Genomic DNA, 12,462 nt, shown 5'->3' with positions numbered 1-12,462 from the left:
CTTCGGCAGCCTACCCGTGCCCTATGCACCATCCGGCAACAGGCATAGTAGGGGCCGGGTATGACAGCCGAGGTTCCGGAGGCAACCGGAGCGGGAGAGGGATCAGCGGTCGGCCGCTGTGCTTCCCTCGACCGCCGCGCCCTCGTACGGGGAGAGAACGAAGACACATGGCATCACGGCGCGATGAACTGAACGCCTACACCTTCGCGAAGCGCCGCACTCTGGCGTCCTTCCTGCAGCCTTCTCCCGCGGGCTCGGAGGAAGGCGCCCCCAGACCACTGCGGGCGATCGTGCCCGGTGTCGTCGTCGGCATCGTCGTCCTCGCCGTTTTCGCAGCGATCGGACTGTTCAGCCCGAAAGCGCCCAAGGGCTGGGACAAGGTCGGAGAGCACGTGATCGTCGCGAGTGACTCCACGACCCGGTACGTGGTGCTGGAGACCGACGGGACGGAGCAACTCCACCCGGTCCTCAACATGGCCTCCGCCAAACTTCTCCTGGATCCCGGCAAGGACAGCGTCATCACGGTCGACGAGGGCGTCCTCGACACCGGCAAGCCACCGCATGGCGCCACCATCGGCATACCCTACGCCCCCGACCGGCTGCCCGAACCCGACGAGGCAGGGACCGCGAAGCGCTGGGCGGTCTGCGAACGCCCGGGGCCCGGCGGCCGGGCCATCCAGAAGGCGGCATTCGTACTCGCCGAGAAGGAGTGGCCGAGGACGGAGGGCAAGAACAAACTCTCCGGGGGCGACCTGATGTACGTCGTCGGACCGGACGGCACGTCCGAGTACGTAGTCGACTCGCGCGGCTACGCCTACCCCTTGGCGAACCCGGCCGACAAGGAACTCCTCAAGGCCCTGGACACCCAGGCCCGCGCTCCGCAGCGCGTATCCCAGGAATGGCTGGACACCCTCCACAAGGGGGACCCGGTCGGCATCCCGGAGATCGACGGCACGCCCGGCGCGGACGCCGGAGCATCCGACATGCTCGGGCAGTACGACAAGGTGGGCATGGTCATCAAGGCTTACGACGGCCGACACATGCAGTACTACGTCGTCCTCAGCGGCGCGGTTGCCCGTGTCTCGGAGTTCACCGCGACCCTGCTCCTCAACAGCGGTGACCTCGTGGAGGTCGGGCAGGCCGGCGAGGCACAACAGGTCAGCCCTGGCGCGGTCGTCGACAGCTCAGAGTTCGAGGGGCAGCGCAACTGGCCGTCGTACCGCCCGAAGACGGTCAACGACGGCTCCTCCGCCTCCGCCGGCCGCAACACGCTTTGCAACGTGCTGCGCTCGGTGAACGCCAAAACCGGCGAGACGACCCTGTCCACCTGGGCGAGCACCCATTTCCCCGCCCAACTGCCCACCGGATCCTCCAGCGCGTACGTCACGCCCGGCTCCGGACAGCTCTTCCGCCAGTTCCAGGGCACCGAGACCAATGCGGGCGGCATTTTCCTGGTCACCGACACCGGGCTGCGCTACGCCCTGCAGTCCAACAGCGACAGCGCTGGCGACGACAAGGGCATCGGCACCTCCGACAAGAAGCGCGAACAGGAACTGAGGGAGTCCCGGATCGCCCAGACCCGGCTCGGCTACAAGGACGTGGACCCCTCACCCGTCCCGGTGCAGTGGTCGTCGTTCCTGCCCACCGGCCCACGCCTGTCCGAGGCGGCCGCGCGCCAGCCTCAGGGCTCGTGACGACCGTGACCCCCCGGGAGGGCGAGACCATGCGACAGCGGACCGGAAGCCACTCCTGGCGGCGCGGAGGCCGCGCCCGGGTCTTGACGAGGACCGTGCTGGCCGCTTCCGTACTCGCCGCACCGACACTGAGCGCGCTCTCCGCCGCCCCCGAGGCGCGCGCGGCCGACGGCGGCCAGTGCACCTTCCCCTCCGAGAAGTACGAAGGCAGACCCTGGGCCCTGCAACGCGTCAACCTCGACGCGCTGTGGGCACGGTCGAAGGGCGAGGGCGTCCAGGTCGCGGTCATCGACACGGGCGTCGACGTGAAGCACCCGCAGCTCGCCGCCGCCGTCGACGCCTCCAGAGGCAAGAACCTGCTGCCTCCCAAGAACGACAAGGGGGAGAAGGTCGAGCGCGGCAACGCCAGCGGTACCACGGACACGGTCGGCCACGGCACGCGCGTGGCCGGCATCATCGCGGCCCGCCCCGCTGAGGGCACCGGTTTCGTCGGCCTGGCTCCGGAGGCCACGATCATCCCCATCAAGCAGAACGACGCGGAGGGCAACGGCACCGCAGACAGCCTCGCCGACGCGATCCGGTACGCAGTGGGCGCGGGCGCCGACGTCATCAACGTCTCCCAGGACACGGCGAATGCCGTCAAACCCGACGCGACCCTGAAGTCGGCCGTCGACTATGCCCTGGGGGAGCAGGTCGTGGTCGTTGCCTCGACAGGCAACGACGGCCTCGGCGGCGAGGGCAAGACGACCTACCCGGCCTCCTACAAGGGAGTCCTCGCCGTGGCGTCCTCCGACCGCAACAACGAACGCGCCCCCTTCTCCCAGGCAGGCGAGTTCGTGGGCGTGGCGGCACCCGGCGTCGACATGATCTCCACCGTCCCCGGCGGCGGCCACTGCTCCGACAACGGCACCAGCTTCTCCGCCCCGTACGTGGCAGCGGTCGCGGCGCTCCTGAAGGCCGAGTACCCCAAGTGGACGGCCGCCCAGATCGTCGCCCAGATCGAGCAGACGGCCGAGCGTTCGATCCCCGGCCACGACCGCCTCGTCGGCTGGGGCGTGATCGACCCGGTCAAAGCTCTGAGCGACGTGGAGCCGGCCCACCCGGTGGAATCCCCCACGGTCGAGAAGGCCGACGCGCGAGCGCAAGCCCCCGACGTGGCGCCCCTGAACCTCGGAGAGACGGCCGAGGAACGCAACACGCGTCTGGGAACCTACGTGGTCATCGGCGGCCTGGTGCTCGCCGCGGGCCTCGGCGGCACGGCAGTGGCCGTACGGGACTCGCGGCGGCGCGGGGGACGGGGAGAACACGTATGACCGAGTCGTCAGTCATCACCTTCGCCCCCGCGGGAGATCCCGGGACGGCCACGATCCTGAGCTGGTCGTACGGCACGGCCAGCCGGACGGGGTCCTGCTGATTCATCGCTCGTCGTCGTACCGGGGAGTCCTCTGCGGGGAGCTACCGCGCACCTGCCGTATATCCAGGAGCGTCCTCGACCCTCTCCGTGTAGTCGGCGATGAGGCGCTTATAGCCAATCGCGGCCATGCACGTTCTGGACCAGTGCGGGAGCCCGACCACCGAGCCCGGCGGGCGAACTGCTAGGTGCGGACGGACTGCTCGCGGCGATGAAGGAGGACGTGGCCAAGGCCCGCTACCCGAAGAAGGCGCGGGAGCCGGCCCGGCTGAAGGCCACGGCGGTGGAGATCGGGCTGTACGTGTGCAATGGCATCCCCGGTCTGCTGCGGACGCTTGAGCGAGCCCGGGCCCTGCTGGAGTGCGTCGGAGGCACAAGGATGCGGCGGTGGCAGTTCGAACGTCTGCTAGGAACGAGGTGGGCGGAATCGAGGCGCTGAAGTTCGCGGACGGGACGACGGCCGTCCGGTCCATAAACCGAAGCAGCTGCGGATCCTCGAACCGCGGTATGGCACCATCCGGGCCCTCGCGCTCCCACGGGGGAGTCGCTGGCCTTCATCGAGCAACTGCTGGGAGAGACATGATCCGCAAAACCAACGCCGGGGACGCCCCGAGCTGGCGTGGTTCAAGAGCAGTTACAGCGACGGTCCTGACGGCGAAACCTGCGTCGAGATCGCGCACGCTCCCGGCGTCGTCCACGTCCGTGATTCGGAGGACGCCGACGTGCCCAGTTCCGTAGTGGGCAGCCAGGCCTGGGGCGCCTTCGTGACGTACGGCGCGGACGTATGAGGCTCCGGGGGCACCTCGGCCGTGTCCGTGTCGGTAACGTCACGGGTTGATACGGCGCCCCGGTCGGCTCGCCAAGCCCCGGTCGCGCCCCAGTGCGCTGGATCCCCGCTGACCGGCCTCAGCGGGGACGTCCTGTACACGAGGCTCACGGAACTCATGAAGGACTCGACGACCAGGACCTCACTCGCTCCGACCGGCGGACGCGCATGCACCGGCGGCTACGCGGGGTCCAACACGGGCTTGGCGGGAAGCCCGCCGTTCTTCTCACAGCCCAGTTCCTTGGCCATGGCCAGCGAGAAGGAGTGCGCCACGGTCGCGTAGGCGTCCTTCAACGCCTCCACGTTGCCTTCGGGCTCCGTCGGCATGCCCCAACGCTCCACGCCGATGGCGACGTGAGCCGCTTCCGTCGAATCGGGGAAGGTGTCGCTGCGGCACGCGAACCGGACCGACGCCCTGTTCGCCGCCGCCAAGGTCCGCTCCCCCATCTGCAGCACGGTGAAATCCGGGGCCGGGGCCCCCGTAGGGGGGCCGCCCTCCAGCCCCCAGGTGACTCGGAGCGCGAAATCCGGCGTGCCATCGGCCGTGTAGATACGGCAGACGTCGTCGCGCCCCCCGGTGGAGTTCGGCCACGCCTCGACGAGGTCCGTCGCGGCATGCGAGACGGTGGACTGCTCCGCCGTCGTCCCGAACCGAGACGCCCCCGTGATCACCTTCAGCGCCTTGGACGCGTCGGCGGACACAGCATCGCCACCACAGAGTCGCGTCCCCGCCACATCCTTGTCGGCCACCTTCTCGTCCCCGTCCCCACCACAACCGGCGGCCCCGAGGCACATCAAACCGACCACGGCCGTGGCAAGGAGTCCCGCGCGCACCGGCCTACGACTGATCACTATCCGCATCCTTACGTGTCCACGGCCGTCCACCGGCATCAGCCGGTTTCCGGGCGGTTGCCCTGCTGGGTCGTCCTGTCGTTTCCGACCCCGTAGCCGATCAACATCGATTCGCGTAGGTCCTGCACGAACGTGCTGTTGTCGGGTTCCGTGATGTGCGACCGCAGAAAATCCTCCATCGGGGCCTCGGCCAGGGCCTCACCGGCAGAGAAGATCGCTATTCTCTCCTCGTCGGTGAGTTCCTCCATCTTCTGCTTGTGCTCGTCCACCGATTTGTCGGAGATGTCGCCGACCATCTGGCCGATGAGCTGTTCGGCAGCGCCACTGGCGGTGTCGGTCGCCAGCGGGATGAGTACCGCGGCTGTGCCCACGGCCGCGGTCGCGGGCAGGAAGGCGACGCCCGCCGCGATGCCCGCCGCGGCGCCGAACTCGATCCAGCCCGCCCGCTCGGCGACCGCCTTCTCGTAGTCCTCGTGGGTTTTGAGGTTCGTCGCCTCCACCTGGTCGGCCCGGGACTGGTCGAGCATGCCCTGTACCTCGGCGCCCACACGCACCGCCGCCCTTGCGGGGCCCTCATTGATCCCGTCCGGGCCCACGGTCCCTTCCAGCACACTGCGGGTGTAGACCTGCTCCGCGGCCGAGACCGTCGCGTAGGCGTCCGGATGCTGGCCCAGGGTGCTGAGGAAGCCCCGGACGACGCTCCGCCCATTCCCGTCCACGGTGTCCGAGAAGTTGACGTGCCCCTCCGGGTTTTTGCCCGGCGCGAACACGCTCTCGTAATCGTTCTTGTCCAACGCCCAGTTGATGTCGTCGATGTAGCCGGCGCCCATGACGCCCAGGCTGTCGGCCATCGCCTCGTGGCGCTCCTTGAGGAGGCCGGGGTCATCAGCGTACTTCTCCATGATTTTCTGCATGACCGCGGCGTTGTTCTCGTCCCGAACCACGTCGGCGTCCGGGTGCCCGGCCGGGTAGCCGAGGGTCGCTGCCTCCAGCGCGTGCCCAAGTGCGTCGGGCATCTGGTCGAGCGACGCCTCTAGCTCCTTCGGATCGAGCGAGTTGACGTCGGCGAAGGACTCCCACTTCTCGTTGGTGAAGAAGTCGAGGTAGTTGCCGATCGCCGCGCCGTCCTTGTCCTGGCCGAGGTTGGCCGTGGCACCGTGGTTGACCGTGCCGTCCTCGTTGTACGCGGTCGGGGGGTCGGTGAAGAACTTCTTCGCCGCTTCCGGACTGTTGCCGAGCGCCTCCAGCATGGCGGTGGCCGGGTCGTAGCCGGCACCGTTCACGCCGGAGGGGTTGTATGGGTTTTTGAGCCAGCTGTTCACCATCTTGGTCTCGGCAAACAGGCCCGGGTCCTTCTGATGCAGTTGCGCCACGTGTTCGGCGATCGGGTTGAGGAACTTCGCGTCGTAGTTCCCGTACCGCATGATCCCGCCCAGCAGCTGGTAACCGAACGGCCCACCGGAATCGTACTTGGACAGCTGAATGTGCTCCGTACCCAACTTGCGCAGCTCAGGACCCCACTTGTCGGTGAACGCCTTATCATGGGAGGCCGTCGCCAGGTTGAGGCCGAGGTTCTTCTGGAGCTCCTGGACGTCCTTGAGGCGCTCAGAGTCAACTTTGCCGTACTCCTGCGTGTCCATGGAGAGCTGGCCGAAAAAGGCCAGCGACTTCTCGGGGCCCAGCCTCTCGTAGAAGCTCGTGGCAAACACCGCCGATGAACTGTTGTCCTTCAGCAGCTCGTTGAGCTTTTCAATGTCCTTGTGCGTGAGGTCCCGGCCCTTGGCCGCCAAGGCGGCGGCACGGGCAGCCTCCTCCTGGTCCAGCTTCGTGTACGTCGGAGCGCCGAAGTCCTTGCGGTTTGTGACGTTGGCCTCGAGGGTGTTCTTGAGTGCGACATCGGTGTCGTTGCAGTTGTCGACGATGAGGTCGATCTTCTTCTGCCACGACTCGATGTTCTTCCTCTCCTCCTGAAGGAGCTTGCTGTAGTCGGGGTCGTGGCGCGCCGCGGGAATTTCGCACAACGGTTTCTTCGCCGTGACCTTGCCTTTGCCGTCCACGCGGATGCCGGCCTCGGGCCCCTCGTGGTCCCGGATGTTGACCAGGTCGTCCTTGGCCTTCTTGATGGCCGAGTAGCCCTCTTCCAGGATCCGGTGTACACCCTTGGCCTCGGCCACGGCGTCCGCGAACTCCTTGGCGGTCTTACCGATGAACGTTTTGGTGACTCCTGCGTTGACGCCCTTCCAAGCCGCTTTGTCAGCCTTGGCCTTCATCCCGTCGGCGGCGTCGGTGGCGAGCTTGTCCAGCTTCCCCGCCATCTCCGACCAGTCGTCGACGGCGGTCTTCAGCTTCCCCATCGGGGCGTCGACGATGTCCTCGTACTTCAGCATGCTGCGATGCTCCCCCGAGCCCTACTTCATGTATTCCGTGAGCACGGAGATCCCGGTCAGATCTCCCTCGACCTTCGCCTCGTCCTTGGCGTGCCGAGCCTTGCTGTAATCGAGGTGATTGGAGATCTGCCCGCAGGCGTCGAGCAACGTCCTCAGATGGGTCTGCCAGTTGTCGTGCACCTTCAGTACGGCCGATCCGCTCACGAAGTTCCCGTTGGTCAGCGCCGTCGCCGCGTCGAACGTGGAGGCACGGGCGATGTCGCCCTCCTTCGTCAACCGTCCCAGCAAGTCAAACGCGTCATTGCCGATGGCGCCGAGGTCGTCCCGATGCACCACCAAGTCCTTCCCGCCACCACCGCCGCCCTCGGCCGGAAGGCTGTCGATCTGCATGGCAGTTCGTTCGGCCGCCGCCGCGCGCAGTTGGGCCCATTCTTGCTCGAACGTCATGAATTCCCCCAAGTCCATCCGGGCAGGTCACAGCACCTCACTCGTGCGACCACCGACCTGATCACCCATCGCTTATATCATCACTCGCTCACGGGGCGGCCGGCATCCGCAGGCTGCGGTGGGCCGGAACCGGACGAGGGCAGCGCCTCCCGGCCTGCGGACACCGCGCCGCCGAAGAGCGGCAAGGAACTTCACGTTGCGATCGACTCGGCCGAGCCGCTGCGAAAAGGTGCCGGACGTTGCACTCGTCGCCCGATGAGGCGGCGGCCAGCCCCATCCTGAGTGGCAGCGGTGTTGCCTGGTGGTGTCGCACACGGGAGCCCGACGCCGCCCTGCCGGTTGAACGTTGTAACCACTGTGTCGCAGCAATGAGGCTGGCGTGAATGGCCGTTGGGCATGGCCAACCCGGTGACTACAGTGACGATCTCTTGCGGTTACGATCAGTTGTGCGTGCGAGCGGTTCAGTCCGGCTCGGGCGATGGGTGTACGCGGAAGCGGGGGAGGTAGCAGCATGCTTCCGGTGGAAATGGTGGGAGGGGCGTCCGCCGCAAGGGCGGCCAACCTGGAGGTCACGGGCGAGGCGCTGTCGACGTTCGTGAAGCGGGTGGACAGCGCACTCCGCAATCTCGAAGGTTCGGCGGGTGACCCGACGCGTATCGGCGTACAGAAGATCAAGCCCACTTCGCTGAACAGTGGCAGCATGGCAGCCTTCCCCGAGGCCCACGCGCTGTACCTGCAGTACAACAGGGTTCACGAGGAGCTCACCAGCCTCTCCAGAACGCTGCATCTTCAGGTCGAGGCGATCGGTATCGCCGTCAAAGGAGCACATGTGGGCTTCGACAACCTCGAAGAGGAGCAGCGGCGCCGCTTCGCACAGATCCAGACGCAGCTCAAGCAGATTGAGGATGCCAGGGGCAGCGAGAAGCGCGCCGATCCGACAGTCAGCGGGGGCCTTTAGGCATGTCTGACAAGCAGCACGAGGCGGACCACGACCGAGTGTCTCAGCAGAACGCCGTTGCGGATCTGACACGAGGTCTGGAAGAGCGCCCTTCGTTCGGGATCTTTGGCAGGATGCTGCAGTCGGCTGTCGAGTCGACGCCACTGGGTTCGGCCTTGCGGGGCCGAACGAACTTCGAGAGCCACGACCTCAACGAGATGGTCGACCTCGTCGAACAGGCGAATCCGGAGGACCTGGAGAGCTCCGGCAAAGCGCTGTGGGATGCGCGGGACGCCATCAAGGAGGCCGCCGAGGAGCTGGACGGCCATATCGGGAATGTTCGCTGGGTGGGCGAGGCGGGCGAAGCTTTCCGCAAGTGGGGGCGGTCTCTGGTCACCAGTACGCACGGCCTGAGTGCCTTTGCCGGCGGGGTGGGGGACCAGATCACTGCTGCCGCCGTGGGCCTGGCGGATGTACGCAAGGCCATGCCGAAACGCGATACGAGGCCGACGAGCAAGGCGCTACGCCCCGAGCAGCTCCCGGCGCCGATGCAGGTCGAGGGCAACAGCGATTACGAAGCAGCGGTCATCGTCGAGAAGAACCGCCAAGAGGCGATCAACCAGATGAACCGGCTGTCGTCCTACTACGCCGTGTCGGAGGAGCTGCTGGCGGGGCTGGAGCCGCCGACTTTCACGGCTATGCCCGATGTGGGGGTTCCGAAGCCCAGCAGAGGTTCCTTCAAGACGCCGTCCGCTGCCCGTCACGTCAGTGGAGTGCAAGGAGGCGGGGGCGGGAGCCCAGACGGTACCTCCAGCACAGTCTTGGAGAATCGGGCCGCGCCACAGTACGCGGATGGCAGGGGGAATTCTCCTGACGGCGTCACGAGGCAGACCGTCTATCCTGATGTGCCCGTTTCGACGACCATCGACAGTGTTGGCACGCCGACACTCCCCACAGCTCCCTTCTCTGGTCACTCGTTGCCGACCACGCTGCCTCCGGCCGACGGCGCTGGGCCGACCGGACCGTTCGGTTCGGGTTACGGCACTCCACTGGCCCCCGGACGCCCCGGTCGGGCCGCCGGTGGGTCTGACCGTGTCAGGACGCCGTTCTCCGCACAGGGGCCAGTGACTCCCGGCTCGGGAGGCGGCGGAGGCTCGGGCCCGGGTCGTCCGGGCAATCAAGGTTCCTTCAATCAGGTGGGACGTCCGACGCCCACTGGCCAGCATGAGGCCAAGGGGGGCACGTCAGGAGCCAAGTCGCCCCCCTTGGGGCACGGAGTGAGCGGCGGCACGCCGCGTGCCAATCCCACGATGGCGCCGGGGCCGACGAGTGGCCCGGTTACCGGTGCCGGCCGGGCCGGTGGTGTGGTCGGTGGTCGGCCGGCGAGCACTCCAGGCAGGGCGGGGCAAAGTGGTCCGAGGCTTCCACATGGCACGGTCGTCGGGGCTCAAGCCGGATCCCAGTCGGGCAAGGGCCGATCCGCGACGACGCCTGGCATCACAGGTGTACCTGCAGGGCTGAGGACCGCTGCCGGCGCCGAGCGGAATGGTATGACCCGTGGCGGTGCGGGGCTTGTACGGGGGCCCGGCGGACCTAGGCACCGTGGTGACGAACGCAGGGAGGAAGGGACGCGGCGTCCCGACTACCTGGTCGAGGAGGAAGAGACACACCTGCCTACGAACCCGCGGCGCGATGTGCCGCCGGTTGTCAACTGAGCGCGAGCGAGGACTCACCCCATCATGAAGTCAGCAACACGCCGCGGGCTGCGAGTACGCGTCGGGGGCGCTGTCGCGAGCGCCCTGGTCGTCGTCGGCGTGAGCTTCGCCCCGGGTGCCACTGCCGCCGACGTGCAGTCGGAGCAGTGGTACCTGGGGCCGATGCAGGCCGAGAAGATGTGGAAGGTAAGTACGGGGGAGGGCGTCAAGGTCGCTGTAATCGACACGGGAGTGAACCCCGAAACGCCCTCCCTCAAGGGGCAGGTCCTGGCTGATGAGGTACCCAAGCAAGTCGCGTACGGTGCGATGGACGACTACGAGGGTCACGGCACGACCATGGCGGAGTTGATCGCGGGCACCGGAGCAGAGGGAGGAATCCAAGGGCTGGCACCCGGTGCGGAGATCGTGCCGTACCGAGTCGCACTGGGAGACTTGATCGATGCCAAGGAAGGGAAACTTGCGCCCACCCCGTGGGCGGCGATCAAGGCAGCTGCGGACAGCGATGTGCGCATCATCAACATCTCCATGGGGAGCCCGGCTTACGAGCCAGAGTTTGAAGCTGCGGTGAGGTACGCGGCGTCCAAGGGGAAGTTGTTGATCGCGGCCGTGGGGAACGAGGGCCGGGACAGCGGATACATCGCCTATCCCGCCGCTTATCCGTACGTCATTGGTGTGTCGTCTATTGACGAAAAGAGCAACATCTCGGGCTTTGCCCAGTCAGGCAACTATGTCGATTTGGTGGCGCCGGGCGAGGACATTCCCGGCTATTGCAAGCCGAGCTTTGACAAGTACTGTCCCGACATGCCGGGCACCAGCTCCGCCACCGCCATCACCTCTGCCGCAGCCGCCCTCATCTGGTCCGCACACCCGGACTGGACGGCGAACCAGGTCACCCGCTCTCTGATCGACACAGCCGGCCGCAAGTGGCCCAAGGACAAGCCGACCGCGACCGCCGGTTACGGAACCATCCGTCCCCGGTCGGTGCTGGCGAACCCGGCCTACGAGGCCGGTGAGCCGTACTCCGACCCGCTCCGGAAGGAGAACACGCAGGAGGGCGAGAAGCTGGTGACGGAGATTCCCCCGGCAGCCGCCTCCTCGAAGCCTTCCGAGCCGTCCGAGGCCTCCGAGTCGTCCGCAGGTGCGACAGCCGCGTCACAAGGCGCGGAAGGAGCGTTCGGGGACAATCAGGCGGCCGCAGGATCGGACGGTGCGAAGGCCGTGGCGGCCGCCGCGTCGAGTGACAGCAGCAGCACATTGTGGATCGCGCTCGGCGCCGCCGCAGCCGTGGTCGTGATCGGTGGCGGTGCCTTCGCCGTGCTGCGGGCGCGGCGCGCGAACTGACACCGGCGTCGTCGGTGTCGTATGGAGAGAAGTATCAGGGAGGGCAGGGGCGGATCATGGCCGTCGACCAGAAGCTCGAAGACGCAGCGGTGGTCAAGCTGCAGAAGGACATGTACGAGAAGTTCGAGAACATCCGCAAGCGGGTGCACAACCTGCAGGGTGTGATCGACAGTCTCGAGGGCCAGTGGCAGGGCATCGGCCGTGCCGCGTTCGACAAGAAGCAGTACGAGATCAACACGTCGCTGCAGAACATGGGCCGCATCCTCGCCGATGTTGTGGACGCGATGACCGCGACGCGCAACATCAAGGACAGCAAGGAAGACGAAGTCCTTGCCGCCGTGAACAAGATCAACGTCAACGACGGTGCTCCCACGGTGCAGTCGTCGCCCCTCAACTCGTTCTGAGTCGAGCGGTCAACAGGCGCCGGAGAGCCGTTTGGCCAAGGCTCGCGGGTGCAGACATCAGCCACAGCCGGAGCACATCCGGGAGAAGAAGGGGTAGGCACAGATGAGTCGTAACGCCGATGGTCTGCAGGTGGGGTACGACGGGCTCGACTTTGCGGCGACCAACCTCGCCAACGAGGCGAAGTTGCTCGACGAGGACATTCAGCAGCTCACCAAGATGGTGGAAGGCAGCAGGCAGTACTGGGCGGGCAAGGCCCAGGACGCCTATGCGGTCAAGCTGGAACTCTGGCGTAAGGAAACCAGCGACATCCACCAGGCCCTCATGAGCATCGGACATGTCGTCGGCTCGTCCGGTGGTACGTACATGGAGGGCGACCTGGCGGCGTCCAGGTACCTGCAGTAGTCGTAGATGCCGTAGGTGTTGTGGCTGTAGCAGCCGCAGGCGGTT

12 protein-coding genes are annotated in these 12,462 nt (G+C 66.8%); 9 read left to right on the top strand and 3 right to left on the bottom strand.

Features of this window, described 5'->3' with window-relative positions; all coding sequences use genetic code 11:
• The first annotated feature begins 167 nt into the window (after window positions 1-167).
• From eccB to ACIQ1J_RS34250, 4 genes are all read left to right on the top strand, one after another.
• Window positions 168-1,694 carry a type VII secretion protein EccB gene (gene eccB / locus ACIQ1J_RS34265; RefSeq protein WP_403563115.1) on the top strand — a complete coding sequence of 509 codons (1,527 nt, stop codon included), beginning with the start codon at window positions 168-170 and terminating at the stop codon, window positions 1,692-1,694.
• Between the two features lie 29 nt (window positions 1,695-1,723).
• Entirely contained in the window at window positions 1,724-3,007 is a 1,284-nt protein-coding gene (mycP, locus tag ACIQ1J_RS34260) for a type VII secretion-associated serine protease mycosin (RefSeq protein WP_403563160.1), read from the top strand.
• A gap of 309 nt (window positions 3,008-3,316) precedes the next feature.
• Window positions 3,317-3,544 (top strand): hypothetical protein, encoded by a 228-nt coding sequence (locus tag ACIQ1J_RS34255; RefSeq protein ID WP_403563113.1) that lies wholly within the window; start codon window positions 3,317-3,319, stop codon window positions 3,542-3,544.
• 46 nt (window positions 3,545-3,590) lie between these two features.
• Window positions 3,591-3,893: a DUF397 domain-containing protein gene (locus tag ACIQ1J_RS34250; RefSeq protein WP_403563158.1), complete on the top strand. Its 303-nt coding sequence runs from the start codon at window positions 3,591-3,593 to the stop codon at window positions 3,891-3,893.
• 218 nt (window positions 3,894-4,111) lie between these two features.
• On the opposite strand, the gene ACIQ1J_RS34245 is transcribed toward ACIQ1J_RS34250, so the two are convergent.
• The 3 genes from ACIQ1J_RS34245 to ACIQ1J_RS34235 are packed head-to-tail and all read right to left on the bottom strand — an operon-like array spanning window position 4,112 to window position 7,617.
• The gene (locus tag ACIQ1J_RS34245; RefSeq protein WP_403563111.1) at window positions 4,112-4,792 is read right to left on the bottom strand and encodes a hypothetical protein; all 681 of its coding nucleotides are present in this window, start codon (window positions 4,790-4,792) and stop codon (window positions 4,112-4,114) included.
• Window positions 4,793-4,821: 29 nt separating this feature from the next.
• Entirely contained in the window at window positions 4,822-7,170 is a 2,349-nt protein-coding gene (locus ACIQ1J_RS34240; protein ID WP_403563109.1) for a hypothetical protein, read from the bottom strand.
• A 21-nt stretch (window positions 7,171-7,191) separates the two neighbouring features.
• Window positions 7,192-7,617 (bottom strand): hypothetical protein, encoded by a 426-nt coding sequence (locus ACIQ1J_RS34235; protein ID WP_403563107.1) that lies wholly within the window; start codon window positions 7,615-7,617, stop codon window positions 7,192-7,194.
• 511 nt (window positions 7,618-8,128) lie between these two features.
• Here ACIQ1J_RS34235 and ACIQ1J_RS34230 point away from each other — a divergent pair.
• The 5 genes from ACIQ1J_RS34230 to ACIQ1J_RS34210 all read left to right on the top strand — a co-directional run bounded on the left by ACIQ1J_RS34230 (window position 8,129) and on the right by ACIQ1J_RS34210 (window position 12,417).
• Window positions 8,129-8,575 carry a hypothetical protein gene (locus ACIQ1J_RS34230; RefSeq protein WP_403563105.1) on the top strand — a complete coding sequence of 149 codons (447 nt, stop codon included), beginning with the start codon at window positions 8,129-8,131 and terminating at the stop codon, window positions 8,573-8,575.
• Between the two features lie 2 nt (window positions 8,576-8,577).
• The gene (locus ACIQ1J_RS34225; protein WP_403563104.1) at window positions 8,578-10,269 is read left to right on the top strand and encodes a hypothetical protein; all 1,692 of its coding nucleotides are present in this window, start codon (window positions 8,578-8,580) and stop codon (window positions 10,267-10,269) included.
• A 24-nt stretch (window positions 10,270-10,293) separates the two neighbouring features.
• Window positions 10,294-11,610, top strand: coding sequence for a S8 family serine peptidase (locus ACIQ1J_RS34220; protein ID WP_403563102.1), 1,317 nt, complete (start codon window positions 10,294-10,296; stop codon window positions 11,608-11,610).
• Window positions 11,611-11,666: 56 nt separating this feature from the next.
• Complete coding sequence (locus tag ACIQ1J_RS34215) at window positions 11,667-12,014, top strand: WXG100 family type VII secretion target (protein WP_403563101.1); 348 nt, start codon at window positions 11,667-11,669, stop codon at window positions 12,012-12,014.
• A gap of 103 nt (window positions 12,015-12,117) precedes the next feature.
• On the top strand, window positions 12,118-12,417 hold the full coding sequence (locus ACIQ1J_RS34210) for a WXG100 family type VII secretion target (protein WP_403563100.1): 300 nt from the start codon (window positions 12,118-12,120) through the stop codon (window positions 12,415-12,417).
• Window positions 12,418-12,462: the final 45 nt, after the last annotated feature.

Source organism: Streptomyces sp. NPDC097107, from assembly GCF_044762405.1.
Classification (GTDB): Bacteria; Actinomycetota; Actinomycetes; order Streptomycetales; family Streptomycetaceae; genus Streptomyces; species Streptomyces thinghirensis.
Note: the sequence above shows the minus strand (reverse complement) of the source record. Positions and strands in the feature narration are given on the sequence as shown.

Bases quoted from the DNA above. Each gene is read 5' to 3' on its own strand.
- eccB (WP_403563115.1), top strand. From the start codon at position 168: ATGGCATCACGGCGCGATGAACTGAACGCCTACACCTTCGCGAAGCGC.
- mycP (WP_403563160.1), top strand. From the start codon at position 1,724: ATGCGACAGCGGACCGGAAGCCACTCCTGGCGGCGCGGAGGCCGCGCC.
- ACIQ1J_RS34255 (WP_403563113.1), top strand. From the start codon at position 3,317: ATGAAGGAGGACGTGGCCAAGGCCCGCTACCCGAAGAAGGCGCGGGAG.
- ACIQ1J_RS34245 (WP_403563111.1), bottom strand. From the start codon at position 4,792: ATGCGGATAGTGATCAGTCGTAGGCCGGTGCGCGCGGGACTCCTTGCC.
- ACIQ1J_RS34240 (WP_403563109.1), bottom strand. From the start codon at position 7,170: ATGCTGAAGTACGAGGACATCGTCGACGCCCCGATGGGGAAGCTGAAG.
- ACIQ1J_RS34235 (WP_403563107.1), bottom strand. From the start codon at position 7,617: ATGACGTTCGAGCAAGAATGGGCCCAACTGCGCGCGGCGGCGGCCGAA.
- ACIQ1J_RS34230 (WP_403563105.1), top strand. From the start codon at position 8,129: ATGCTTCCGGTGGAAATGGTGGGAGGGGCGTCCGCCGCAAGGGCGGCC.
- ACIQ1J_RS34225 (WP_403563104.1), top strand. From the start codon at position 8,578: ATGTCTGACAAGCAGCACGAGGCGGACCACGACCGAGTGTCTCAGCAG.
- ACIQ1J_RS34220 (WP_403563102.1), top strand. From the start codon at position 10,294: ATGAAGTCAGCAACACGCCGCGGGCTGCGAGTACGCGTCGGGGGCGCT.
- ACIQ1J_RS34215 (WP_403563101.1), top strand. From the start codon at position 11,667: ATGGCCGTCGACCAGAAGCTCGAAGACGCAGCGGTGGTCAAGCTGCAG.
- ACIQ1J_RS34210 (WP_403563100.1), top strand. From the start codon at position 12,118: ATGAGTCGTAACGCCGATGGTCTGCAGGTGGGGTACGACGGGCTCGAC.